General features: G+C 36.4%; 21 protein-coding genes. 10 read left to right on the plus strand and 11 right to left on the minus strand.

What is annotated here, in order from left to right; all coding sequences use genetic code 11:
* Positions 1–228: 228 nt before the first annotated feature.
* Together BUE24_RS17475 and BUE24_RS17480 are read right to left on the minus strand one after the other, a co-directional pair.
* The gene (locus tag BUE24_RS17475; protein WP_073318707.1) at positions 229–2,526 is read right to left on the minus strand and encodes an FdhF/YdeP family oxidoreductase; all 2,298 of its coding nucleotides are present in this window, start codon (positions 2,524–2,526) and stop codon (positions 229–231) included.
* Positions 2,527–2,669: 143 nt separating this feature from the next.
* Positions 2,670–4,655: a putative porin gene (locus BUE24_RS17480; protein ID WP_073318709.1), complete on the minus strand. Its 1,986-nt coding sequence runs from the start codon at positions 4,653–4,655 to the stop codon at positions 2,670–2,672.
* A gap of 137 nt (positions 4,656–4,792) precedes the next feature.
* On the opposite strand from BUE24_RS17480, the gene BUE24_RS17485 reads away from it, so the two are divergent.
* Positions 4,793–5,392, plus strand: coding sequence for a ribonuclease HII (locus tag BUE24_RS17485; RefSeq protein ID WP_073318711.1), 600 nt, complete (start codon positions 4,793–4,795; stop codon positions 5,390–5,392).
* A gap of 125 nt (positions 5,393–5,517) precedes the next feature.
* A complete protein-coding gene (locus BUE24_RS17490; protein WP_139242039.1) occupies positions 5,518–7,992 on the plus strand; it encodes a ribonuclease HII in 2,475 nt (824 codons plus the stop codon).
* 37 nt (positions 7,993–8,029) lie between these two features.
* On the opposite strand, the gene lipB is transcribed toward BUE24_RS17490, so the two are convergent.
* Complete coding sequence (lipB, locus tag BUE24_RS17495; protein WP_073318715.1) at positions 8,030–8,749, minus strand: lipoyl(octanoyl) transferase LipB; 720 nt, start codon at positions 8,747–8,749, stop codon at positions 8,030–8,032.
* Positions 8,750–8,802: 53 nt separating this feature from the next.
* Complete coding sequence (locus BUE24_RS17500) at positions 8,803–8,961, minus strand: YqaE/Pmp3 family membrane protein (protein ID WP_073318718.1); 159 nt, start codon at positions 8,959–8,961, stop codon at positions 8,803–8,805.
* 112 nt (positions 8,962–9,073) lie between these two features.
* Here BUE24_RS17500 and BUE24_RS24395 point away from each other — a divergent pair, with 112 nt between their 5' ends.
* The 3 genes from BUE24_RS24395 (at position 9,074) to lysS (ending at position 12,592) form a co-directional block, all read left to right on the plus strand.
* Positions 9,074–10,138, plus strand: a complete 1,065-nt coding sequence (locus BUE24_RS24395; RefSeq protein ID WP_073318721.1) for a response regulator transcription factor — start codon at positions 9,074–9,076, stop codon at positions 10,136–10,138.
* 138 nt (positions 10,139–10,276) lie between these two features.
* Positions 10,277–10,741 carry a DUF1573 domain-containing protein gene (locus tag BUE24_RS17510; RefSeq protein ID WP_073318725.1) on the plus strand — a complete coding sequence of 155 codons (465 nt, stop codon included), beginning with the start codon at positions 10,277–10,279 and terminating at the stop codon, positions 10,739–10,741.
* Positions 10,742–10,903: 162 nt separating this feature from the next.
* Positions 10,904–12,592 carry a lysine--tRNA ligase gene (lysS, locus tag BUE24_RS17515; protein ID WP_073318728.1) on the plus strand — a complete coding sequence of 563 codons (1,689 nt, stop codon included), beginning with the start codon at positions 10,904–10,906 and terminating at the stop codon, positions 12,590–12,592.
* Positions 12,593–12,655: 63 nt separating this feature from the next.
* Here the strand turns inward: lysS and BUE24_RS17520 are convergent, their stop codons facing one another.
* Positions 12,656–13,120: an MORN repeat-containing protein gene (locus BUE24_RS17520; RefSeq protein ID WP_073318752.1), complete on the minus strand. Its 465-nt coding sequence runs from the start codon at positions 13,118–13,120 to the stop codon at positions 12,656–12,658.
* 135 nt (positions 13,121–13,255) lie between these two features.
* A complete protein-coding gene (locus tag BUE24_RS17525; RefSeq protein WP_073318755.1) occupies positions 13,256–15,013 on the minus strand; it encodes an alkaline phosphatase D family protein in 1,758 nt (585 codons plus the stop codon).
* Positions 15,014–15,192: 179 nt separating this feature from the next.
* Here BUE24_RS17525 and BUE24_RS17530 point away from each other — a divergent pair, with 179 nt between their 5' ends.
* Entirely contained in the window at positions 15,193–15,795 is a 603-nt protein-coding gene (locus BUE24_RS17530) for an SPOR domain-containing protein (RefSeq protein ID WP_073318758.1), read from the plus strand.
* 81 nt (positions 15,796–15,876) lie between these two features.
* Here the strand turns inward: BUE24_RS17530 and BUE24_RS17535 are convergent, their stop codons facing one another.
* The 4 genes from BUE24_RS17535 to yiaA all read right to left on the minus strand — a co-directional run bounded on the left by BUE24_RS17535 (position 15,877) and on the right by yiaA (position 18,765).
* Positions 15,877–16,221, minus strand: coding sequence for a DUF6515 family protein (locus tag BUE24_RS17535; RefSeq protein WP_244548173.1), 345 nt, complete (start codon positions 16,219–16,221; stop codon positions 15,877–15,879).
* 56 nt (positions 16,222–16,277) lie between these two features.
* Positions 16,278–16,835: a GDYXXLXY domain-containing protein gene (locus BUE24_RS17540; RefSeq protein WP_073318763.1), complete on the minus strand. Its 558-nt coding sequence runs from the start codon at positions 16,833–16,835 to the stop codon at positions 16,278–16,280.
* The gene (locus tag BUE24_RS17545) at positions 16,832–18,133 is read right to left on the minus strand and encodes a DUF2157 domain-containing protein (protein ID WP_073318764.1); all 1,302 of its coding nucleotides are present in this window, start codon (positions 18,131–18,133) and stop codon (positions 16,832–16,834) included. Before BUE24_RS17545 ends, BUE24_RS17540 begins: the two co-directional genes overlap by 4 nt.
* Before the next feature lie 152 nt (positions 18,134–18,285).
* Complete coding sequence (gene yiaA, locus BUE24_RS17550; RefSeq protein ID WP_073318766.1) at positions 18,286–18,765, minus strand: inner membrane protein YiaA; 480 nt, start codon at positions 18,763–18,765, stop codon at positions 18,286–18,288.
* A gap of 157 nt (positions 18,766–18,922) precedes the next feature.
* On the opposite strand from yiaA, the gene BUE24_RS17555 reads away from it, so the two are divergent.
* From BUE24_RS17555 to BUE24_RS17570, 4 genes are all read left to right on the plus strand, one after another.
* Positions 18,923–20,410, plus strand: a complete 1,488-nt coding sequence (locus BUE24_RS17555) for a hypothetical protein (protein WP_073318768.1) — start codon at positions 18,923–18,925, stop codon at positions 20,408–20,410.
* Positions 20,411–20,517: 107 nt separating this feature from the next.
* Positions 20,518–23,013 carry a zinc-dependent metalloprotease gene (locus BUE24_RS17560; protein ID WP_073318770.1) on the plus strand — a complete coding sequence of 832 codons (2,496 nt, stop codon included), beginning with the start codon at positions 20,518–20,520 and terminating at the stop codon, positions 23,011–23,013.
* Positions 23,014–23,213: 200 nt separating this feature from the next.
* Positions 23,214–23,693, plus strand: coding sequence for a hypothetical protein (locus BUE24_RS17565; protein WP_073318772.1), 480 nt, complete (start codon positions 23,214–23,216; stop codon positions 23,691–23,693).
* 153 nt (positions 23,694–23,846) lie between these two features.
* Positions 23,847–24,383: a toll/interleukin-1 receptor domain-containing protein gene (locus tag BUE24_RS17570; protein WP_073318774.1), complete on the plus strand. Its 537-nt coding sequence runs from the start codon at positions 23,847–23,849 to the stop codon at positions 24,381–24,383.
* Positions 24,384–24,390: 7 nt separating this feature from the next.
* Here the strand turns inward: BUE24_RS17570 and hemL are convergent, their stop codons facing one another.
* A complete protein-coding gene (hemL, locus tag BUE24_RS17575) occupies positions 24,391–25,677 on the minus strand; it encodes a glutamate-1-semialdehyde 2,1-aminomutase (RefSeq protein ID WP_073318777.1) in 1,287 nt (428 codons plus the stop codon).

Raw genomic sequence — 25,677 nt, forward strand, 5'->3', positions numbered from 1 at the left:
CTTTTTTATCCACCAAAACTTTTTTGAAATATTTTTAAAAAGTTTTTCCGAAGCTGTCAATGAACATCACTAAACCAAATCTACCCTCAAATCTCTTCCCCGTTTAGCGGCTGCAAACATACAGCCTTTTTAATTATCAACAAGACTTTTTTAAAGTTTTTTTAATCTTTTTTTAATCTAAAAACCCAACACTCTAATACACCATTACTTACAACTGAAAAAAAATATTTACGCCTTCATAATTTTCACAACAATGGATTTACTAATAGGCGTATTACTCTTGTCTGCAAAATGATTATAAGGGACCAAAACATTAGTCTCCGGGAAATATGCGCCTAAATTACCTTTTGGAATATTATAGGGAATTGCTAAAAAGTTAATTGCTTTTCGTTCTACTCCATCATATTGACTTATCAAATGAACAATATCAAATTTTTGCAATGCATGCTCCTGCATGTCTTGTTCATTCATAAACACTACTCTTCTTTCGTTATATACCCCTCTATAACGATCATCTAATCCATATATAGTAGTATTAAACTGATCATGAGATCGAATCGTCATTAACAAAAACTCATCTTCTTTTATTTGATGATCCGGTAAACTGCATATACTAAATTGCGCTCTTTTATTGGGCAGTTTACTAAAATCTAAATCTCTTACATTATTAGGGAGATAAAAACCCACTCCTTTTGAGCGATCATTAAGTTCTTGAAACCCGTTGACCACCTTTTCTATTTTCTCTCTTATTAGCTCGTAATCGGTAGACAATCCTTTCCAATCTACAACATGATCTTTTTTGAAGTACGCTTCTGCAATTCCACCGACAATCTCTGGCTCACTTTTAAGATTACCAGAAGCAGGAGGCAACATCCCTTTTGATCGATGCACTTTCCCCATACTATTTTCTACTGTAAAAAATCTTGGTCGACCTTCTTTCATATCTTGTTCTGACCTGCCTAAAGTCGGCAAAATCAATGCAGTTTTTCCTGCCACCAAATGTGTTCTGTTTAATTTGGTACTTATATTGATCGTAAGATTACAATTAAATAAAGCTTGAGCCGTATATTCGGTATCAGAAGCTGCGGATAAAAAATTACCTCCCAGTGCAATAAACACTTTTGCTTTTCCTGTATTCATGGCTTCTATGGCATGCACCGTATCCAACCCTTCCTTGTCTGGAGGCGTAAACCCAAAGGTATTTTCAATAGCGTCATTGAGCGCTGGTGATACATGATGCATAATCCCAACGCTACGATCTCCTTGTACATTGCTATGTCCTCTTACCGGACAGGTTCCTGCTCCAGGTTTACCTAAACTTCCTTTCAGCAATAGAAGATTCACACACTCTTTAATGTTCTCTACTCCATTTTTATGTTGGGTGAGCCCCATCGCCCAGCAAATAATAATTCTCTTTTTGTGCGCTAGCAGATCAACCGCTTGGTCAATTATCTTTTCTGAAACACCGCATTGCTCTAAGAGCTCCTGATCAGAATACATATCCACATCCTGTGCTAACGTTTCATATCCTTGGGTATACTCTTTGATAAATTCATGATCAACAACTCCTCCTCGTTCTTTCTCTAATCTTATAAGTTTTTTAATCATCAATTTCAATAGTGAAACGTCTTGATTTATTTTTACCTGAAGATGTATGTCGGTAAGAGCTGTACCCGATGCCAGAACTCCTTTAATTTCCTGAGGGTTTTTAAACCGTATTAAACCTGCTTCTTCTAAAGGATTAACACTAATCACTTTGCCTCCATTTTCTTTACATTTTTGCAATGCAGATAGCATTCTGGGGTGATTCGTCCCTGGATTTTGCCCAATCACCATCACCACCTCGGCTTTTTCAAAATCTTCAAGTTTTACCGAACCTTTACCAATCCCCAAAGTTTCTTTTAATGCTACACCACTAGACTCGTGACACATATTTGAGCAATCGGGCATATTATTGGTTCCAAAAGCTCTTACAAAAAGCCCATATAAGAATGCTGCCTCGTTACTTGATCTTCCAGAAGTATAAAACACTCCTTGATCTGGATGATCCAGGGCATGCAGTTCTTCTGCGATGAGGGCAAATGCATCTTCCCAAGAAATAGGCTCATAATATATAGAATCAGGACGCAACACCATAGGTTCTGTTAATCGTCCACTTTTGCCGATTTGATAGTCTGACCATTGGGACAGTTCTTCTACAGAATGCTTTGCAAAAAAGTGTTGATCTACCCTTTGATTGGTTGCTTCTTCTGCTATAGCTTTAACTCCATTCTCACAATACTCCCCTAATCTTGAAGGTTTGTCAGGATCAGGCCAGGCACAACCGGGGCAATCAAACCCATCTTTTTGATTCATTTTACCAAGTACCTGAAACGACTTTGTGACTCCCATTTCTTTGAAAGCATGCTGAAGTGCCACTTTTACCGCTGGTAATCCGGCTGCATACACAGCAGGTTCTTTTACCTTTATTCCTGTAAATGATGTAGGCCCTAGAACGGATATATTTCTTTTATTAATGATGCTCATGTATCTTGATCTAAATAAAATGTGAGGAATACCAAAGATACATCTTAATCCCAGATCTGCGCCAGGGATTGAAGTGAAAATCCCGGATCTGTCAAACGCAGAACGGAATTGAAACGGAAAGCCCGCCCGGGCGCCCTAAAACATTATAAAAAGAAGTTCCACACCAGTCCAAACCGAATCACAGCATCTCTGTAGGCATAACCGGGAGCAGAAAATTCATTGTTTTGACTAAAGGCTTCGGAAAAGTTCTCTACTTTAAAGAAAATTCGGGTTTGCCGGACTTTTGCATTAAAAAAGAGGTCAATTTGAGGGAAACCACCGATCTCCTGATCATTTTGAGAATAAAATTCGGATAATACAGGATCGTATGCATCTCCATTATAGGCCGAGAAATATTTGAATGTAATACCAGTTTGTAGAAACAACGCATTGTTCTTAAACCAATGGTCTTCGTAAAACAAACTGTTACGAGTTATAATCTCTGGTACATTATATATCTGATCACCACCTTGCACACTCTGATACATCACAGTATTCTCTAACCCTATCTTACCAAACTTAAAGGCGTTGGTCAATTTTACCTTTAGCACATCGATATTGTCCGCTGCTTGTAGAGGAACCGTGATCGAATCTGCGTCTTTGGCGAAATAAGTGAAATTCTTAATCGTACTGTAACTCGCCTCGATATTGGCAATATTTTTGGCTTTTAGGTTAAGCGATATTTTTTGTGTTTCGGTATTCTCGAAATCATTTTGCCAATTGTAATTGACATAATCGTTTTGATATAACAAGAAGTTATAATTAGGTGCAACAGAATTAGAACTAATCTTTGCTTGTAACCCATACTTCTCGTTTAGTTGGTAACCAGCTCCTGCATTTACATAATGCCCATCAAAATCACCCGACACCAAGGTCATTCCATCTGCAAAAAGCTCAAAACCTTTATAGTTATTAGCATACTGTCCTCCTACCGAAAAAACATCTCCTTTTATTCTGTTGGTGATATTAACTGGATTCCCTTCAGAATCGACCTGGCGAAGAATACTATTATATCCATAATTATAATTAGAGCTTCCTCCGATCACTCTGAGGTTCCCTAACCATTTATTATCAAATTCTAAAAATACCTGATTGCTAAAATCTTCGAGGGCAACCTTATCTGATAGTGCTCCACTTTGATAAGCTTCTCCAAAAATGTTCCTGGGCGCAATAGCTGCCTGATCAAATTGGAACGATTTATCGGTAAGATCCATAATATGTCCTATGGCTAATCCTGTCCCGCTACTATCGGTTCTTTTCAGTATTTCAAATTGGTGATTGAGATAAAATCGTTTCCCTAAAAGGATACTTTCTGCATTTTCAAAATTAACGGTTATTGAAGCTCGATCTGCAAACTCAGCTTCCTCTCCTACAAATTGCCCTTGTGCCAAATATTGGTCAATCCCCTCCGGAGAAAGTCCCCCATTCTCTTCGTTTAATAAATCCTGAGAAACGAAATGTGTTTTTATCTGATATCTTTCGTTTTTGGTGATATAACTTAAAGTAGATCGGAAATTTCCTGTACTCGTCAAGGCGTGTTGATATTTACCTAACGATCTTACTCCTTTGTAAGCGATAGATAAGTTTAGTCTTGGTGAAGTATTTACTGTAAAAAACGCATCTAATTGTTGCCCTTGTTCAAAAGTGGTCTTAAAATACAATTCGGTAAGCGGAGTAGGCACTTGATAATAGTTGATATCATCGGCCTCCATAAAATTAAAATGTCTGGCTCTTGCACCAAATAACGGTAACAAATGATCTCTTTCCTCTCTTTTTGCCAAACTATTATAGGTTTGGCCAACATTATTGATAGGCAATAGTTCAAAATCGTCTCTTCTGAGGTAGTTAAATTGATAATCTTTTTGCAAGGTAAGTGTAGTATCTACAAAAGTAGTATCATTTTGTACAGAAACGATCTTATAAGCTGTAATCGGTGGTTTTTTCTTTTTATCCTTAGAGGAACCAGATGAATTGCGAATAGATCGCTCATCTAAGGTCTGCCCATTTTCTGTTTCATTCTGGTTTCTTTGCTGAGCCCACTGAGCAGCACTATAGATTAATAAAAGTACTAATATTATGTTTTTTCTCATTAGCGTATTTGAACTGTGGCAAAAATATACTTTTTTAACGAAAGTAAATGATAGTCATTGTCTGATTTAGACGATTGTTATTTTCAATTTTTAAAAATAGTTTTTCCGAAATTGAACACATCCTGTATCTTCGCAATATGCTTACATTGAAATTAAACACTGATCTGTTGGAATGCGGCACAGATGAAGCAGGGCGTGGTTGCCTTGCGGGACCAGTTACTGCTGCAGCCATCATTCTTCCAGATGATTTCAAAAATAAAATTCTAACTGACTCCAAACAACTTAGCGAGGCAAAAAGAAAATCTCTAAAACCTCTATTAGAAGACTGTTGTGTTACCTATGGTGTTACACATATTTTTATGGATGAAATCGATAAGATCAATATTCTAAACGCTTCTATTCTTGCTATGCAACGGTCTATAGAGCAATTAAAGCCTCAGCCCGAACATATTGCAGTAGATGGAAATAAGTTCAAACCTTATCATAATATCCCACATACTTGCGTTATAAAAGGTGACGGTAAATATTTAAACATTGCAGCGGCTTCAGTATTGGCCAAAACCTATAGAGATGAATATATGGAGAAAATCCACGAAGAGTTCCCGATGTATAACTGGAAGAAAAACAAAGGATACCCAACCAATGAACATAGAGAAGCAATCCGAAAATATGGAATCACAAAATACCATCGTAAAAGTTTCAGATTACTTCCAGAACAATTAACACTTGATCTTTAAATAATTATATCTTTGAAACGATTAACAAACCACTGTTTTTATTTAAAATTTGCTCGTTTTAAAGAGGTCTTAAAGCTGAATTTTTAATGTCGACATATCAAACCAGGAATACAAATCGAATTTATATGATGAAAAGAATAATTAGCATTCTACTAATTTTTATTGCTATTTCTTGTGACACCACCCCAAAAAAATCAAATTCATTAATTGAATATATCCCCAGAGATGCTCAGGTAATTATCAAAATCAATAACCTCGATAAATCTTCAAGTTCACTTAGAGACAATCATTTTATCAAAACCAATAGTCAATTAGCTTTTATTCAATATTTCAAAAAGTTATCCATTTTGGATCAAACTCATAAAAATCAGGGATTACTGTGTTTTTCTCCTAGAGGAAAAAATGATTTTGAATACACCTACGTTTCTAAATTCGATCCTAAACTCATTGAACAGGACTCTATCCATAAGAAGGACATCAAAACCATAAACTACGATGAGCATGTAATCTATGAAATCACTACAGGAGGAGATAATTTTTATGCCACCAGACAAGATAGCATTCTTATTGCTTCCTCTTCTCAATTATTGATCGAAAATGCTATTCGGATACAAGCTAATCCATTACCAATAGATAGTGATTTAGAAAAAGTATATAATGTATCTGGCACAGACAACAATTTATCTGTATTGATTAATGGTAAAAAACTTAAGAGCCTTCATAATTCGTTATTACCCAAAACCACTCTCGAAGATCTGGGTAATTTTAGTGGCTGGACCTCTCTTGATGCAACGATCGAACAAAATGCTATCAAATTTGATGGAATTGCTGTCGAAAAAGACTCCTTATCCAGCACGATCGGGATTTTTGACAATACTATTCCGCAAACCAATCAACTTTCCAAAATTACTCCTACAGGAGCCAAAGGATTCATCTCCTATACCTATGATGATTTTCTGACCTTAAAAAATAATTTATCTAGGGCTCAAGACAGAGATGTTGAGGATATCCCTAATCAATTAGATGAAGTATTTGCAGGTATATCAGAGATTGGTCTTATTTTTCTAGAGAAAGAAAAGGTTTTGGTTTTGAATGCTATCGACGGAGCCTCGACTGCAGAAGAATTAAATGGAGAAAAAGCGGATACCTACAGAAACATTTCCATTTTTCGTTACTCTGATGCCGGCATTTTTTCGCAGGTTTTGCATCCACTAGTTCAGGACTTTGAAGGTAAGTTTTATTTTGTAAAAGATGATTTTGTGGTCTTTGGAAGTTCTATGAGCGCTTTACGAGATATTATTGCTAACGTCCTAAATCAAACACTGCTGAACCAGCAAGGATATTACAGCAGTGCTGTTAATGGATTATCCAATGAAGCTTCTATTCTTGCCGTAAGCACTATCAAAAATATAAAAGAATACGTATCTACAAACGCCAAAGAGGATTACCAAAAGGAATTAGACGATGTAAAAGACAAAGGGTACGAGATAGGAGCTTTACAAATCATCAAAGAAAATGATTTTGCCCATATCCATGGTATCTTACAGAAAAATGCAGCAAAAGGTTCTGCTACCTCTGTATCTCAGGCAGCTTCGACCACCTTGGAAAATAAAATTCTAAACACCCCAGTACTGGTAAAAAATCACCGTAGTAAAGGTATGGACGCCACCATACAAGATATCGACAACAATCTATATCTGATTTCGGATAAAGGATCCATATTCTGGAAAAAACAAATCGACGGGGAGATTTTGGGAGAGATACAGCAAATTGATATCTATAAAAATGGAAGATATCAGCTTCTTTTCAATACGGCCAACACTTTGTATCTTGTTGACAGAGATGGAAATGATGTTGCTCCGTATCCAAAGAAATTTGATACCCCTATTACGCAACCGCTATCTTTATTCGACTATGATAAAAGTAAACGATACCGAATCGTAATCACCCAGGGGAATCAGGTAAAAATGTTTAATGCCGAAGGAGATGTCGTGACAGGATTTGGTTTTAAAGGCACTGAAACCGATATTATCCTACCTCCGAAACATATTAGAATTGGCACCAAAGATTATTTGCTCTTTGCAGAGAAAAACGGAACGCTTTCTATATTAGATCGATTAGGAAGACCTAGGGTAACTGTAAAGGATAAAGTTGATTTCTCACAGAATCAATGGTATCAATATCAGGATAAATTTACTTCTACTACCAAGGATGGGAAATTAATTCAAATCTTAACGGATGGTAGTGCGGTCACCCAAAACTTGAAACTTACAGGTGAGAATAGTGGAATGGTGGCTACCAACAAGACACTAGTCACTTTTTCTGAAAACAAACTTTCTATAAAAGGGCGAACGATAGAATTAGAATACGGTGTATACACGAAACCACAATTATTCTATATCAACAATAAAATCTACGTAACGATTACTGACACTCAAGCAAAAAAGGTGTTTTTGTATGATAGTAATGCAGAATTACTACCTAATTTCCCTGTGTATGGGAACTCTGTAATCAGTATGGGGAATATGGATAAGGATCCAAATCTAGAATTTGTTGTACAAGGTGAAGACAACAGTATATTGATCTATCAGATTAATTAAATCAAAATACTTACCATATAGCACAACCGAAGTTGACTTAGTTAGCTTCGGTTTTTTGTTGGATCCACTCCGCTTCAAAAAGAGTTTTGAAATGCTTAAGTAGTTTTTCTTTCACCTCTTCTACAGAGATGCTTTCCTTACCTAATTCTACGTTTAGAGATGTAACTGCTTTCCCTTTGATGCCACAAGGAATGATATTGTCAAAATAGCCAAGATCCGCATTTACATTGAACGCAAACCCATGCATGGTCACCCATCTGCTTGCTCGCACCCCCATAGCACATATTTTACGTGCAAAAGGAGTTCCTACGTCAAGCCAAACACCAGTTTCACCCTCACTCCTTGTTCCTACGATTCCATACTCTGCAAGAGTTAGGATAACCACCTCTTCTAGAAAACGAAGGTACTTATGAATGTCGGTAAAAAAATTATCCAAATCCAAAATAGGATATCCTACGATTTGTCCTGGCCCATGATAAGTAATATCTCCCCCTCTATTTATTTTATAGAAAGTGGCACCTTTTTGAGACAACTGCAACTCATTGAGCAAAAGATTACTCATATCCCCACTTTTTCCTAAGGTATACACATGTGGATGCTCTACAAACAGGAAATAGTTAGGTGTTTCCAAACCTGCATCTTCTCTTCGATTTTTAACTTTGATATCTAAAATCTCACGGAAAAGTTCTTCCTGATAATCCCAGGTCTCTTTGTAATCCTTATAACCTAGCTCCTGCAGTTGTATCTTCTTATTCATTATTACAAAGATACAATGATGACGTCGTATTCTTTATGGATTTTAACAAAATCTCATGATTTTGGGTTATTCAGTATCACTAATGCAGCAATTACTCCAGGAACCCAACCGCAAATAGTAAGCAGTAAAACAATTATTACAGAACCACACCCTTTATCAAGAACAGAAAGAGGTGGAAAAAAAATGGCTAATAAAACCCTCCAAAAACTCATAAATAATAATAAAATTTGATTGATGTATACTTATAGGTAGTACAACTTCATATTCTGTTACAATGTTATAAAATTAATCTCTATATTTCTATTTTGTTTTTGACAACAACAGATGAAATTTCAGAAATACCTTCTTATCGTTCTTTTATGCTTTCCCTTTATTGGGATTGCGCAGTATCAATTTACCGGAGAGGTAGACAAAGATAATTGGCCGGAAGCAGTCTATCTTTCTCTTATTGAAGATTACAGAAAATTATCCGGAGTGTATCCGGAGCAGATCATACAAAAAACACAACCAGACTCTTTGGGTATCTTTATTTTTGTTGGGGATCATTTACCCAAGGGGAATCATATTTATAAAATACAGACACATAATTGCTCGGGTACCGAGGAAGACAATGTTCATTTTGACGGTTTTTGCCCTAAGAGCAAAGAAATCCTATTCATTGCAAAGAATACAGATACCATCGCACTCCCTTTTTCTTTTGATCAAGAAATGTTTTGCAAAGTAGTCTCTACCAATCAAAAAAGCGATGCATTTATCAAAATCGATTCGCTAATTCATGAAATGCAATACGCTTTTGGAAAATATCGAAGTACTACGAGTCAAAAAATAAATGCCGCCAAGTGGTTGACAACCTTACAAGATTATGCACAAGAACAAAACGAGCCATTATTAGAGCTTTATGTGTATAGTTTTTTATCCAATAAAAGCAACGAACTTCATAAGTACTATTTGGAGGATCTAAAGCAAAACGCCTATTATGATGAATTGCTTAATAGATTACAACAACAATATCCAGAGAGTCCGTACACCGAACAATATCGGATGGAATTAGCTTCAGACAGATTTTTATCGAACCCAGAGGAACATACTGCAAAAAAGCCATGGTTACCCATTATTGCTATCCTTTTACTTCTTTCTGTAGTGCTCAATTTATTTCAACTTTATCATCATCGTAAGAAAAAAGCAGTATCCCATCTTCTAAAAGAACAAAATCTTACGCCTCAGGAGCAAAAAATTCTGGAACTTATCCTACAGGATAAAACGAACAAAGAGATTGCGACTACCATATTTGTAAGTGTTAGCACCGTAAAAACACACATTAACAACCTCTACAAGAAATTAAACGTTGCCTCTAGAGAAGAAGTTAAATCGTTATATACTAGTAGCTAGCAAAATTTCCACCCCGGGTCTAGTCCCGATTTCGACCCCAGTTTTTTCATTTTTCTCTTTGCAAAACCTCAATTTTGAAATGTTCATTTCTATAGAATGTACTTAATCAATTTATGTATTAATCCAAAAAATTAAAAGATGAAAAAACTTATGTTACCTACTATGTTAGCACTATTTCTAATTTTTACTACTTCTTGCAAAGACAAAGCAACCGACAAAATACAAGCCGAGAATCTAGAAATAGCTGCAAACAACAGTTTAAAAATTGCAGACTTGCCAGTAATGACATTTTCGAAGGTAAGTCATGATTTTGGAACCATAAACGAAGGAGAAATCGTAAAGCATCCGTTTACCTTTACCAATACTGGTAATGCTCCTCTTGTTATTATTAGCGCCAAAGGAAGTTGCGGATGTACGGTGAGTGATTGGCCAAAAGAACCTATTGCTCCGGGTGCTGTGGGAACACTTTTGGTTACCTTTAACTCAAACGGAAAGCCAAATCTGCAAACCAAACAGGTTACGATAACAGCAAATACCGAAAAAGGAAAAGAGACCTTAAAAATCAAAGCCATGGTTACTCCAAAACATAAATCTGGACGTTAATTTTGACATCAAAAAACGAATCCAAATCCCGTCGGTTGACGGGATTTTTTGTTTTGAAATATTCCTTAAATTTTGAAAAGCAGAAATCTTTAAAATTGGGTTTCCCGAAATTGACAGATTACCACATAGTTCGTATCTTTGCCAGCTTAAAACGGCAGAATTATGCAATTATCAGAACAAGAACTTGTACGACGAGAAAAATTAAATGCGCTGCGCAATTTGGGAATCAACCCTTATCCAGCTGCATTGTACCCAACCGATCACACTTCAGAAAAGATCAAACAGGAATTTACCGAAGGTAAAAAGGTGGTGATTGCAGGGCGACTAATGTCTAGACGTATACAAGGAAAAGCTTCTTTTGCAGAATTACAGGATGCCGATGGGCGAGTGCAAGTATATTTCAATAGAGATGAGATTTGTACTGGTGAAGATAAAACCCAGTACAATGAGGTTTATAAAAAACTTCTTGATATAGGAGATTTTATAGGTGTAGAAGGTGAACTATTTACCACAAAAGTTGGTGAAAAAACAGTAATGGTAAAAGATTTTACGCTATTGAGTAAAGCATTACGACCATTACCACTGCCTAAAACAGATAAGGACGGAAATACTTTTGATGAGTTTAACGATCCAGAATTGAGATATCGCCAACGCTATGCAGATTTGGTGGTTAACCCACAGGTAAAAGATGTTTTTGTAAAGAGAACCAAGCTTTTTAATGCGATGCGGGACTTTTTTAATGATCGAGGGTATTTTGAGGTAGAAACTCCAATTTTGCAACCGATCCCTGGAGGTGCTGCAGCACGTCCTTTTGTCACTCATCACAATTCTTTGGATATTCCTTTGTATATGAGGATAGCCAACGAGTTGTATTTAAAAAGACTTATAGTTGGAGGCTTTGACGGGGTATATGAGTTTTCGAAAAATTTCCGTAATGAAGGAATGGATCGTACCCACAACCCAGAGTTTACTGCTATGGAAATCTATGTTGCTTACAAAGATTACAACTGGATGATGGATTTTTGTGAGCAGTTATTAGAGTTCTGTGCGATTGCGGTAAATGGTACAACCAAAGTAACTTTTGGAGATCATGAAATTGATTTTAAAGCGCCTTATGCTCGCGTAACCATGACCGATGCTATCAAACATTTTAGTGGTTTTGATATTACGGATAAAACTGAAGAGGAGATTCGTAGTGCTGCCAAAGAAATGGGTATAGAAGTGGACGATACTATGGGTAAAGGAAAGCTGATCGACGAGATTTTTGGAGAAAAATGTGAAGGCAATTATATCCAGCCTACCTTTATCACAGATTATCCAAAAGAAATGAGCCCTCTATGTAAGGAGCACCGAGATAACCCAGAACTTACCGAGCGTTTTGAATTAATGGTCTGCGGAAAAGAGATTGCCAATGCGTATTCTGAGTTGAATGATCCAATCGATCAACGAGAACGTTTTGAAGATCAATTAAAGTTAAGCGAAAAAGGAGATGACGAAGCTATGTTTATTGATCATGATTTCTTGCGAGCTCTAGAATATGGTATGCCTCCTACCTCAGGAATGGGAATTGGTATGGATCGCCTGATTATGTATCTTACCAACAATCAATCAATACAAGAAGTCTTATTTTTCCCGCAAATGCGACCAGAGAAAAAGGCCGTAACCCTTACTGAAGAGGAAAAAGCAGTAGTATCTATTTTGAAAAGTACTTCTCCAATTGATTTGAATGAATTAAAGTCAAAATCAGGATTAAGTAATAAAAAATGGGACAAAACCATTAAGGGATTAACCAAAAACAAATTAGCTAAAGTAGACAAAACCGAAGAAGGATTACTTGTCGAGCTTTTGTAATTGATTAACCCCTTTTATAAAACAATTTGAGAGATGGCTTTGGTACGATGTACCAAAGCTATTTTAGTTTTTACTCGCAACTAGAACATCAGCTTCCCATACACCTTCTTGTGTAAGATTACCTTCACTGTCATACGATTTTCCTTTACCATTCCTGGAATTATTTTTCCATTTCCCACTATACTTAGTACCGTCTGACCAATACATGGTTCCTTTACCATGGCGTAAGTTATTTTTGAAAGATCCTTCATAACGATCTCCATTGGGCCAGGTATACGTACCCTTTCCAGAAATTTTATTACTCCCAAAACTTCCAGAATAGGTGGCTTTGTCAAACCACACTACATTTCCTTTCACCAAATGTCCCTGAGAAATTTCTACGTCATAATATGCTCCTGCATGGGTAAATTTATGCCATCCGTTTGGTAATTGGTTGATCCCGCTTGAAACTGGATAATTTAGTTCTTGTGCTTTAACTCCCAGCGCTCCGACAAGGAGTAACCCTATTAGTATTAATTTCTTTCCCATAATATTTTTTATAATGGGTCGATAAACACAAGCTTCTACTTACAGATAACCTGCTTATTTTTTGCATTTTAACCGTAACAAAAAAGGAAGTGCTATGATAAAAACACTTCCTTTTCCCCCTTTTAAAAACAAATCCTAACTATACGAAACTATTTTTCCTACAGTTTCTGTATAATTTTCTTGAGCAATGGTATCTATAAACATCCATTGCGCTTCTGCCGTACCAGAAGTAAATATCATTTTGAGATATCCCCTCCTGGAGGTATCTGTATATTGTAAATCATCAATTAATGTTTGAAGCGAAAATTCAAAACCACTTACCTGATCACTTTCTATCCCCGCAAAACTTTCAAACCCGGGCGAAGTAACCGACGATGTAGCAAACTCCATCCCCACTTCATCTCCTCCTGCGTTTTTAAGCACGTTGTGCCATGCATTATGGGTGTCTCCAGCCAAACAAACCATTTTCTTTCCGTTTAACATTTCAAAAAGCTGCTCTCTCTCGGTAAAATACCCATCCCACGCATCAAGGTTGTACGGTAGTACAGTTCTAACTCTGGTAATTTCTTCGGTAGTAAGTGTAACATCTCCAGCCAATAATCTCCCTTTGATTTCGGTGAGCTGAGCTAAAGATCCCTGGAATCTGGCAGCAGTTTCTGCAGAAAGGGTACCTGCGGCCCCTATTTCAGCAACCACTTGACCGAGTAAAATCAATAATTCTGCTGGCATAAACATTTTACCCATCAAAACTTGCTGTCCAAACACTTGCCATGAAGCACTACTAGCACTTATTGCCCCAGACAACCATTGCTTTTGATCTGCACCTAATAGTGTTCTCCCCGGATTCAATAAAGCAGTCTGGAAAGCTTCACCATCTAATGCACCTGTGGTGAAATCAAAAAAGTCGTTGTATGAAATTTGTTTATCTCTTCCTATAATTCGAGTATCTAACATATGAAGGCTAAGAATGGCTCCAAAATCAAAAGTTCTATAGATTTTAGAAGGATCGGTAGTTCTTACCGGAAGAAACTCGCTATACACCTGAATAGCGGTTTGTTTCCTCACTTCGTATGAACCTTCAGACTCTTGGTGGTTTTCTGCTCCATCTTTGTAAGCATCGTTGGTTACCTCATGATCATCCCAAACACAAATGAAAGGTTTTTTCTGATGAGCTAATTGCAATTGCTTATCGCTACGATATTGTCTGTATCGCTCCCGATAATCTTCTAAACTAAGAATTTCGTTTGCAGGTTCGTGTACTCTATCCAGTGCTACTGTATTCTCGTTGGTGCCATATTCTCCTTCTCCGTATTCGTAGATATAATCTCCCAAATGTACAATCACATCGACATCAGAATTTGCCATTGCTCCATAGGCATTAAACAACCCGGCAGCATAATTAGCACAAGAACACACCGCAAGCTTAATATTATTTACGGCATCTCCAACGTCTGGTAATGTAATCGTCTCTCCTGTAACCGAAACTGTTTTGGTTTCGATATTGAAGAATCTATAATAAAATTTAGCATTGGATGACAAATCCTGTACATCTATAGCTACGGTATAATCATTTGCTTCAAAAGTGCCAATTTCGCCGCTTCTCACCACATTCTCAAATGCCTTATCGGTGGCTACCTGCCAATTCAATGTAATTCCATCTACTGGTGAAGTTTTTGCAAAGGCTTTGGAACCCGGGGTAAAACGGGTCCAAATAATTACACTTGTATTGGTTGGATCAAAACTACCCACACCTTCAAAAAAATTATCGGTTACCAAATCCGGGATTGGTGTGATCGGTAAATCATCGTCATTATCACAACTTACATATATTGGGGCTAACATAAGGCCTCCTGTAGCCAAAAGGGATTTTTCGAAAAATTTTCTTCTGTTCATAGTATGCTTTTTTTAATGGCATAAAGGTATTTTCACTCTTGTAGCTGAAGGTTATGCTTCAATTAAATAAACCTTAATTGTTAGGCCATCAAGTTTACCAGATTGTAAGGTCAAAAAATACGTCGTATTGGTGTTTGATAAGAATCTGCTATATTTGAGTGATTTAAAACCAAATGACCATGCCTTTTATCACAGACGAAGAATTACAGGATCTTAAAACCCAAGTTGAACAAGCCGAAGAATCAAAACGCAGTTCAGAATATATGCGGGACAAAGCCGTAAAGGATGAAAAAGAAAATTCTCGTAAGTTCAAAATTGCAACGATTATCCTTGGTATTTTGGCACTACTAGGAATTGCAGGTACTGTTTACTTTATGAACTTCAATACTCCGGCCAACATGATATCTCAAAAGGATCACAAGGAGAAAATAGGGGTATTAGAAAATAAAATCACTGAATTAGAAGGTACACTTCAAAATCTTTCTATGAATCAAGAGTTACAGGCAGAAGATTCTGGAGACGCTGGTACGTTGGATGACAAAGTAGTATATGCAGTTCAAATAGGTGCTTTTGAGGAGAAAAACCTATCCCTATACTCTGACAACTTTGTTAATTTCAAAGAAATTAAAAGTGAAGGCTTCAATAAATATGCTTTAGGTAATTTTGAAACTCTTAATGAAGCAAAGAAATTCAGAAGAGAATTAGTAAAATTAGGATTCAGAAATGCTTTTATAGGTTCGTATCAAAACGGAAAACGGGTAAAAATAGAAGAAGCCTGGTAGGTAAAACATAAAAACAAAAAGAGGTTGATAACACGGATATATCAACCTCTTTTTTTGCAATCAATCAACTCAATCAAAAGATCAGACTCTAACCACAACATATTGTCGACCTGTTCTTTTGTAATACACTCCTCGGTGTTTGTAATATTTCACCCCTCTTACTTTAACTACTTTGTAACCTCTTGGTAATGCAGCCACTCTAACTCCTACTGGAGCAGTAACCACTCGATATCCTCGATTTCTTTTCACATACCACACTCCATTACTTCGATAGTATCGTACATTGTTATGTACCACCACCTTGGGATGATGCAATTTGGTCACTACAACAGTATTAGCCGGCTGCACCCTTACCGCGGTTGCACAAGAGGTAGACAGAAAAGAAATTAATAAAACAACAAGCCCCGTTTTTAGTACCATTTTCATATCCTTAGTTTTTATCATTTACTTCTTAGACAGAAAATTTACACAAAGGTTTAATGCTATTGTTCTTTTTCTACATATTCTTTGATCGAAACACCATCAATAACTACATCACTAAGCACAGATTGCCCTTCCTTAATATGTACTTTACCATATACGTCGTGATGCACATTGGTTCTATTTACTTTTCTATAGGCCTCTTCGGCATCGTATGCTTTGGACTCCTCCATATAATATCTGTTAAACGGCAACTCAAAATTTACTACTCCATTATAATTACCAGTCACTTTGGCTAGCACAAAGTCTTTATCAATATCTAATTCGGTCTTACTTATTTGTACTGTCTTTGCAAATCCATCTGCATCCTTATCGATATACACTTTGATTTCATCTCCATAAACAATGGTAGTGTCCTTCATCTTAAAGGAGTTCATTTCATAATGAAGTGTAATATATTTCCCTCTGAAAGGATCTGAAGGGTCGATAGGCATCGTTCTAAATCTGTATAGCTCTCCTGACTTCAAAATATCCTCTTGCTCATAGATCATTTGAACAGGTATAAAAATTTGAATTAGTGCCAATACTATAAATCCTATGAATAAATGTATCGTCTTCATAATTGTAAATCTTTTAATTGTTTTTTAATTCGTTGTTGTTTTTTCAGCATCATATAATTGGTCACAAAAAAGCCAATCCCTACCAAAACAAATAATACTCCCCTTAACACGAAACTCATCCCCGTATCAAAAAAACGACAAGCAATAAGAATTGAAATAATTAGTAATCCATAATTAAGGATTCCGAAATTAAACTTATTCGCTCCTATTCTTATGGCAGATATTCCTAATGCAAAAGCCAAAGCATTCATTAAGACCACCGGCACCACTTCTAATGATGAAAGGAAAAAATACACAATCGTAAACAACACAAATGTGATTTGAAACAAATTGATTTGGCGAATTCCTTTTTTTATGAAATGATAAATAACAAGCCCAAATGCTATCAAAAAGAGTGCTGCGCTGATATACATCTCCTGTAAACCATACTCAAACTTGAGTGGTAACTCCTCCCACAACCATCGAAATGTAAATGTCAATAAGAATGAAACCGTTCCTAATGACCCAATAATCAAGTACCCATTCCTCAAGGTTCTTAAGGATTTGAACACCTCCAATCGACCTATATTATATAGCAACCCATAAAATGCGATATAGGCTACTAGTATTAAATCTCCTTTATCACCAATAATAGTGGGTAGCGTAATCGCAAAACTTATTGGTAAAATCCAATTAAAAATGGTAACTACGTTACTTAAAAGCCTTTGTTTTAATAGGATTAAATAATGTGGAATCACCAACAACATAAACAATAGGTACAACCAAGGTGTTTGATGACTTCTGTAGTTCCAGAAACCAACTTCTGCTGCATAGTATGTACTCCAAATGACCACTAGTATTGCAATCATATGGGATCGTAACACATAAATTAATGGAAGACACAATGCTATCCACACCAAAAGGAATGAACTGATATTTCCTGGTATGTTATAAATCTGGCTTACCAAAGAAATACAGGCTCCAACGGCAAAAAACAAAAACGTCCCTGAAGCCTCTCTCCAGGTTGCAGATTTATCTTTCAGAATTGAAAACCCTACAAAAAACTGCCCTAAAAGTAAAGGTATAAAGGCTAATACTGTTTTTGTAATTCTCGAAAAATCATCCCAATTATGTGCTAACATTAGAATAATTCCTGATCCTATCAGTAGTGCTCCTAAAACCCCAAAAATGGTAAATAATCTATTCGGTTTACCAATATCTTTTGTGGCATAATATTGTTCTATCTTATCTGCGAGCTCTGGCGAAATGACCTTATCTTTTACCAAAGTTTTAAGCTCTTTATTAAATCTCGAACCCATGATATAAAATTGTTTAGTTATAAATGTAAGTAAAAAGACAGCTGCTGTTACACAGCTGTCTTTCAAATCATCAAAACAAGGAGTTGACCTCCCAATCTTATCTCACTTTTATTTTTTGATCCACGAGATAAGCACAACTCCTTCTTTTGATTTTAAGCATTTCCCTTACTTTCGATGTATTTCTTATCTCTGGTATTTTTTTGCACTGCAATTGCTGCAAATAGACTTAAGGTAAAAGACATCCCGTAAAAACCTTTTTCACTTAATTCTAAATCTGCATTCCACAAACCAATAATCAACAACAAAATAGAAGTAAGTGTTGTGAACCAACTAATACCATAATAAATTTCGGTTACTGGGATGCCCTCTAATCTATCCCTTACACTTTTTTGCACGGACACTGCCGAGAATAATCCAAATAATAATATTGTAAAATAATACCCTTTCTCGTTCAGAAACATATCAGCGTTCCATAAACCAATACAATAGGATATCATACCGATGAACAACGCTGCCCATGATGCTGATATGAAAGCAGGCGTTGGTTTTTGATCGTAAACTTTAGACTCTTTGTTTTCTGATGTTTGATTCATCGTATCCTCAGAAACATCACTACTAAATTTGTAATCCATAATAAATTGATTTTGATGATTTTTTCTGAGACAAAGGTGGGCCAATCTGATGGAGTACAAAACTCTATTTTGTAAAAAAACTTACGATATATAAATTATAATTTTTACAATAAACCTTTATTATATTATATTTATAATAAATTTTACTTACGATATAATGAGTGTTATTTCTTCTATAATTCAAACCTTTTCTGAGGAAGAGAAGCGAAGTTTTGTTACATTTCTCAAGAGAAAAAACAAAAGGAACGACACCAAAAACATCGAATTATTCAAGCTTTTGGATACTAATGAAGAAGTAAAAGACCTGGATATTTTGATTTATGGAAAGCGATCCAAAAACGCTTATCATGCATTAAGTAAAAGATTGCATGATAATCTCATAGATTTTGTAGCATCAAAAAGCTTTGAAGGAGAAACTTCAGAAGAGATGGAGATTTTAAAGCTGTTACTATCCAGTAGAATTTTCTTTGAACAAAAACAAAATAAAATTGCTTTCAAAACCCTTCAAAAAGCAGAACAAAAGGCAAAAACATACGATCTGTATACGATTTTAAATGAAATATATTATACCAAAATTCAATACGCGCATTTAAGTTCATCCCTGCTTCTCCCCGATTTGATAAGCGATTTCAGAAAAAATAAGATCTCTATCCAGGAAGAGGAAAACCTTAATTTATTCTATGCAACCGTACAAAACCAACTCCATCAACAGCATGCGGATTTTAATACGGTGATCAAAAGTACTTTATCACAATTCGGAATTTCGGTTACACAGGATCTAACGTTTAGGTCACTGTTCAAAATTTTGGAAATCACAAACAAAGCAGCACAAGAAACCAGAGATTATTTTACCATCCTACCTTTTGTAGAAGAGGCCTACAGTAAAATCATGGATAAAGAAGAGTTGATTGATAAACACTTATTTTATCATATTCAGATTCTGTATTATGTGGCTAATGCTTATTTCAGGAATAAAGACTTTAACACCTCGATGCATCATTTATCGCAAATGAAAGAACAGATGCTAAAGCATCAGAAAAAATATTATCGCCGATTTTTTCCGCAATATACACTACTACAAACCTTAAATTTAAATTATACTGGCAATGGAGAAAAGGCTATTGCTATTCTGGAGAATTTTGAAGAACATAAATACAAAGAACAAGTTACTTATCTGTTAGATCTTAAACTAAGTCTTATTGTATTTTATTTTCAACAACTTCGATTTAGAGATGCTTTGAATGTTTTTAACAGTCTATATCATAGTGATACATGGTATACACAAAAAGCTGGAGTACTTTGGGTAATAAAAAAGAACTTAGTCGAAATCCTTTTACGCATCGAATTGGACCATATTGACCTTATAGAATCACGAGTAAATAGTTTTCGAAAAAAACACGGTACCTACTTAAAACAGCACGGAGAAAAACGCGCCCTAGAATTCCTAAAACTTATTATAGAATACTATAGAAAACCAGAAGTGATTACCACCGATTCTTTCCGATCAAAAATTAAACAAGCGCTTATTGATTCCCGACGGGAACAGGAGGATATTTTTGAAATGAGTTTTTACGCGTGGTTACAAGCAAAAGCACATAATAACAACTTGTATAGAATCACATTAAAGTTATTAGCACAAACCTGATCACACGCTATTCATCAAATTAACAGCATTGTATCATGCTTTAACCAATATTTCACATAAGCGCTTATGCAATTTTATTACCTTCCGCCGTTCAAAAAAATCATTCTATGAAAAGAAATATACTTTGGCTTCTCATATTCACCGTAACATTTACTACTAGTGGGTATGCGTTTCAAGCTAAAAAAAAGAGAAAAGGAAAAAAGACTGCGGTACAAAAGAAAGCTCCTGGTCAAAAAAAAGACACCGTAATGCCTTATACCAAAGTCATTACCAAACAAGCAAAAACAGACAAAGGATTATTTGATGTTCATTTTGTGAACGACAAATATTATTATGAAATTCCCGACTCATTGCTTAACCGAGAAATGTTGATGGTAACTCGAATTGCCAAAACCGCCACAGGTATAGGTTTTGGAGGCGGTAAGCAAAATACGCAAGTGCTACGCTGGCAAAAAAAGAACAAACAAATATTGCTACGTGTGGTCGCTCATCAAATCTTCGCTGCAGATTCATTACCCATTCACGAAGCGGTGGTAAATTCAAATTTTGAACCTGTATTGTATGCTTTCCCTATAAAAGCATTTCATAAAGATTCGATCCATAATGCAACAGTTATTGACGTTACCAATTTGTATAAGAAAGATGTAAAAGCTCTAGGTTTCCCTGCAGCTAACCGTAAAACCTACAAAATTAGCAAACTGGATGACGCTCGATCTTACATCGATACCATAAGAAGTTATCCACTTAATATTGAAGCTCGACACATCAAAACGTATAATGCTGCAGAACCACCTTCAAATGCAAGCACAGGATCTATCTCATTAGAAATGAGCAATTCTATGATCCTACTTCCGAAAACCCCTATGAAACGTCGTTATTTTGACCAACGCGTTGGATGGTTTGCTCGTGGTCAGGTAGATTATGGTTTAGAAGCACAAGAAAGTAAGACCGTTCGCTATCTTGATCGTTGGAGACTTGAAGTCAAAGAAGAGGACATTGCCAAATTTAACCGAGGTGAACTTGTAGTGCCTAAAAAGCAAATTGTGTATTATATTGATCGTGCTACACCCAAAAAATGGAGAAAGTACATCAAGCAAGGTATCGAAGATTGGCAAGTTGCTTTTGAAGAAGCTGGTTTTAAAGAAGCAATTATTGCCAAAGACCCGCCTAGCGTTGAAGAAGATCCTGATTGGAGCCCAGAGGATGTACGATATTCTGTAGTTCGATATCTAGCATCTCCTATCCCTAATGCTAATGGTCCCCACGTAAGTGATCCCAGATCCGGAGAAATATTAGAAAGTGATATTAATTGGTATCACAATGTTATGACTCTACTTAGAAATTGGTTCTTCGTGCAAACTGCAGCTATCAATCCCAATGCTCAAAATGTAGCTTTCAAAGATGAAGTAATGGGAGAACTTATTCGCTTTGTGTCCTCGCATGAGGTAGGCCATACCCTTGGGTTACCACACAATATGGGGAGTAGCGCTGCTTATCCTGTTGAATCATTAAGAGATCCAGAATTTACAAAAAAGTATGGAACCGCTCCATCCATCATGGATTATGCAAGATTTAATTACGTAGCACAGCCCGGGGATGGTGATGTTGCCCTTATGCCAAAAATCGGAATCTATGACAAGCATTCTATACGTTGGGGTTATCGTCCAATCATAGACAAAACCGCAGAAGGAGAAAAGAAAACCTTGGATCAATGGATTTTGAAACATCAAAACGATCCTATGTACAGATTCGGAAGACAGCAGTTTGGTGTTATAGATCCTAGCTCCCAGACCGAAGACCTGGGAGACGATGCAGTAAACGCAAGTACCTATGGAATAAAAAACCTAAAACGTATTGTACCTAATTTAATACAATGGACAGCAGAAGATGGTAAGAACTATGACGACCTTGAAACCATGTATGGCCAGGTGTTAGCACAATACAATAGGTATATGGGACATGTAAGTTCTAACATTGGAGGAGTATATGAATATTACAAAACCTACGACCAGGAAGGTGCTGTTTATACCCATGTCACCAAAGAAAACCAAAAGCGTGCTATGAAGTTTTTGCAAGAAGAATTATTTAGCACTCCGCAATGGTTATTGGATAACACCATCTTTAACAAAATTGAATCTGCTGGAAGCGTAGAGCGCATTCGTAATTTCCAATCCAGAACATTAAACCGCCTATTAGAGCATGGCCGTATGGCAAGACTTATAGAAAATGAAACATTAAATACCAATGAAGCCTATACGCTTCTTGATATGATGAGCGAATTACGCTCTGGGTTGTGGTCTGAGTTAAGAAACGGTAGAACTATCGATGTATATCGTCGTAATCTGCAAAGAGCTTATGTTGATAGAATGGAGTTTTTGATGACCAAAGAACAGCCAAAAATACCAGCAAACATAAGACGTTTTGTAGTACGAACTAACGTAAACGCTTCTCAAAGTGATATCCGTGCTGTGGTAAGAGCAGAGCTAACCACATTGCGAAAAGATGCGAGAAGTGCCGCCTCTAGAACAGCAGATAGAATGACGCGTTATCACCTTTTAGATATTGCGGAAAGAATCTCCAATATTCTAGAACCAAAAAAGTAAAGATATTGTATCATAGCATATTAAAATCCCTGCATTTCATGCAGGGATTTTTTTTGTAATCATAATTCAATAAGGTTTAAAAAGAGCTTTTTCCAGAAATTTCCCCTACCAAAAAGGGGTGTATTCCCGATGGCGCGATAAAGAGATTTCGACTAGGTTTGCCCTATCATTTCATTTATAAACTTTTAACATTCACACAAATGGCTCTAGAAAATATAATACCCATTTCTTTTTCTGACCACGAATTGCAACAACTTAGTTTTGGGATCAATGCCATAAACAAAGTATTAAACGGAAAAACTGTAACCCTATCCCCAGAACAGAGAAAGCAATACGGCCGTATCGCAAATCAAAACAAACAGATTGTAGATTGTGCCAAGAAACATATGGAAAAACAACCGAAATGGATTCCTAATTTTTTGGATAAAGAGGAATTTGATCGGGATTACTACACTCGAAAACAAATTGATTCTGAGGTAGAAAAGCTAAAACAACTTACCCAACAACTCATAGACACTAAGATGTTATTGGATTATGATAACTATTCGAATGCGCTGAGTTTTTACAGAATGGTTCGTTACCTGGCAGGAGAAAACGAACCCAATGCAGAAGAAGTATATCAGGAAATGAAAATACTTTTTGGTAAAAACAAAACAGTTACCGACGAATCCGAAGAATAATTAGCCTATTATTTATTAACCACTTAGTGTTCTTAGCCTCATCATATTATTTTTATTCTATTAAAAAATATGATGAGGCATTTATTAATTCATTAATTTACAACAAAAGACCTCTTTAAAACGTTATTCGTAGTAACCAACTTATCGCTTCACATGAGTATACTTCCAAAATACGGTTTGCTTCAATATCGAAATTCTGCTAGGTTTTATATCAAATCAGTAGAAGAAAGCCTGGCGCTTTTCAAACAGGAAACCAAAGATCATAAAATCCCTTTGTTCTTAATTCACAAGCCAGATCAGCAAGAAGAACTAGACAGTGCGATCAACTTTTTGAACAATTTCAGGGTGATGCTCTATGTAGACTGGTTAGACGATGTAAGCGAAGATGATAAGAGTGAAGAACTTACCCAAACTATTTTGCAAAAAATTACCGCCAGTAATAAGTTCATTTTTCTAGCCACAGAAGAAGCACTGCAATCTAAATGGTGTAATTGGGTAATTCGTCTGGCAAAAACCAAAATTAAAACAGAAGACATTATTATATTGCCTATACGTAGTGATTTTGATGATTTTCAAGGAGAAGATATTCTTCAAAAGCATCCATATATCTATGAAGTAGAAGAACATCTTTATCATATCCAATATCCAAACGGAGATAGCAAAGCACTAGCCGATTGGATGATCCACTAAATTCATTTTATAAGTGATTTGCGATACTCTCTACTGCCTTAATGGTTTCATCAAGATCTTCATAGGATAACGCATCTGTAATAAACCAAGTTTCAAAAGCACTTGGTGCAATATAAATGCCTCGTTCTAACATGCCGTGAAAGAATTTCTTGAACGTATCATTATTTCCATTTGCGGCAGTGTCAAAGTCTACGACTTTATCTTCTGCAAAATGTACAGAAATCATAGAACCTAATCTATTGATCGTATGCACTATACCTTTGGCAGTCAACACTTCTGCCATTCCCTTATGCAAATAGGCAGTCTTTTCTTCAATAGATTTAAAAATTTCAGGCTGTGTATGTAACTCAGTTAGCATGGCCAGACCTGCTGCCATAGCCAGTGGATTACCACTCAGGGTTCCTGCTTGATATACCGGCCCTAAAGGCGCCAAATGATTCATTATTTCTTCTCTGGCGGCAAATGCTCCTACAGGTAACCCTCCTCCGATCACTTTACCAAAAGTGACAATATCTGCATCAACACCTAGTAGTTCCTGTGCACCACCTTGAGCCAATCTAAAACCAGTCATCACCTCATCAAAAATCAGTAAAATATCATGGGCATCACAAAGCGTTCGTAAACCTTCTAAAAATCCCGGTACAGGAGGGATACAACCCATATTACCTGCAACAGGTTCTATAATTATACAGGCAATTTCTCCCTTGTTAGAATTTACGATACTCTCTACATGCTCTAGATCATTGTATCTGGCCAACAAAGTATCTTTGGCTGTTCCCTGAGTTACTCCAGGACTATTAGGGCTTCCAAAAGTAACCGCACCACTCCCCGCTTGAATAAGAAAAGAATCACTGTGCCCATGGTAGCATCCAGCAAACTTTATGATTTTATCTCGTCCAGTATATCCTCGAGCCAATCGCACTGCACTCATACAAGCTTCGGTACCTGAATTTACAAATCGAATCTTATCGATATTTGGTACCATAGCGACAGCCAATTCTGCTATTTTGATTTCTATCTCGGTAGGCATTCCAAAACTGGTCCCCTTTTTAGCTTTTTGCACAACAGCATCCACAACAGGAGGATAAGCATGTCCCAAAATCATTGGCCCCCAGGAATTGATATAATCGATTAGGCGATTACCATCCTCATCAAATAAATAAGCACCTTTGGCTTCTTTTACAAAAATTGGGTCTCCTCCTACAGCTTTAAATGCTCTTACTGGTGAATTTACCCCTCCTGGGATTACTTTTTGCGCTTCGGCAAACAAAGCACTACTTCTTTGATAGATCAT

Source organism: Aquimarina spongiae, from assembly GCF_900141785.1.
GTDB lineage: Bacteria > Bacteroidota > Bacteroidia > Flavobacteriales > Flavobacteriaceae > Aquimarina > Aquimarina spongiae.

Excerpts from the sequence above, each read along its gene's own strand:
- BUE24_RS17570 (WP_073318774.1), top strand. The coding sequence starts at position 23,847 with ATGAGTATACTTCCAAAATACGGTTTGCTTCAATATCGAAATTCTGCT.
- BUE24_RS17490 (WP_139242039.1), top strand. The coding sequence starts at position 5,518 with ATGATGAAAAGAATAATTAGCATTCTACTAATTTTTATTGCTATTTCT.
- BUE24_RS17520 (WP_073318752.1), bottom strand. The coding sequence starts at position 13,120 with ATGGGAAAGAAATTAATACTAATAGGGTTACTCCTTGTCGGAGCGCTG.
- BUE24_RS17530 (WP_073318758.1), top strand. The coding sequence starts at position 15,193 with ATGCCTTTTATCACAGACGAAGAATTACAGGATCTTAAAACCCAAGTT.
- BUE24_RS17535 (WP_244548173.1), bottom strand. The coding sequence starts at position 16,221 with ATGAAAATGGTACTAAAAACGGGGCTTGTTGTTTTATTAATTTCTTTT.
- BUE24_RS17560 (WP_073318770.1), top strand. The coding sequence starts at position 20,518 with ATGAAAAGAAATATACTTTGGCTTCTCATATTCACCGTAACATTTACT.
- hemL (WP_073318777.1), bottom strand. The coding sequence starts at position 25,677 with ATGATCTATCAAAGAAGTAGTGCTTTGTTTGCCGAAGCGCAAAAAGTA.
- BUE24_RS17485 (WP_073318711.1), top strand. The coding sequence starts at position 4,793 with ATGCTTACATTGAAATTAAACACTGATCTGTTGGAATGCGGCACAGAT.
- BUE24_RS17480 (WP_073318709.1), bottom strand. The coding sequence starts at position 4,655 with ATGAGAAAAAACATAATATTAGTACTTTTATTAATCTATAGTGCTGCT.
- lysS (WP_073318728.1), top strand. The coding sequence starts at position 10,904 with ATGCAATTATCAGAACAAGAACTTGTACGACGAGAAAAATTAAATGCG.
- BUE24_RS17510 (WP_073318725.1), top strand. The coding sequence starts at position 10,277 with ATGAAAAAACTTATGTTACCTACTATGTTAGCACTATTTCTAATTTTT.
- BUE24_RS17565 (WP_073318772.1), top strand. The coding sequence starts at position 23,214 with ATGGCTCTAGAAAATATAATACCCATTTCTTTTTCTGACCACGAATTG.
- lipB (WP_073318715.1), bottom strand. The coding sequence starts at position 8,749 with ATGAATAAGAAGATACAACTGCAGGAGCTAGGTTATAAGGATTACAAA.
- BUE24_RS17545 (WP_073318764.1), bottom strand. The coding sequence starts at position 18,133 with ATGGGTTCGAGATTTAATAAAGAGCTTAAAACTTTGGTAAAAGATAAG.
- BUE24_RS17500 (WP_073318718.1), bottom strand. The coding sequence starts at position 8,961 with ATGAGTTTTTGGAGGGTTTTATTAGCCATTTTTTTTCCACCTCTTTCT.
- BUE24_RS17475 (WP_073318707.1), bottom strand. The coding sequence starts at position 2,526 with ATGAGCATCATTAATAAAAGAAATATATCCGTTCTAGGGCCTACATCA.
- BUE24_RS17525 (WP_073318755.1), bottom strand. The coding sequence starts at position 15,013 with ATGAACAGAAGAAAATTTTTCGAAAAATCCCTTTTGGCTACAGGAGGC.
- BUE24_RS24395 (WP_073318721.1), top strand. The coding sequence starts at position 9,074 with ATGAAATTTCAGAAATACCTTCTTATCGTTCTTTTATGCTTTCCCTTT.
- yiaA (WP_073318766.1), bottom strand. The coding sequence starts at position 18,765 with ATGGATTACAAATTTAGTAGTGATGTTTCTGAGGATACGATGAATCAA.
- BUE24_RS17540 (WP_073318763.1), bottom strand. The coding sequence starts at position 16,835 with ATGAAGACGATACATTTATTCATAGGATTTATAGTATTGGCACTAATT.
- BUE24_RS17555 (WP_073318768.1), top strand. The coding sequence starts at position 18,923 with ATGAGTGTTATTTCTTCTATAATTCAAACCTTTTCTGAGGAAGAGAAG.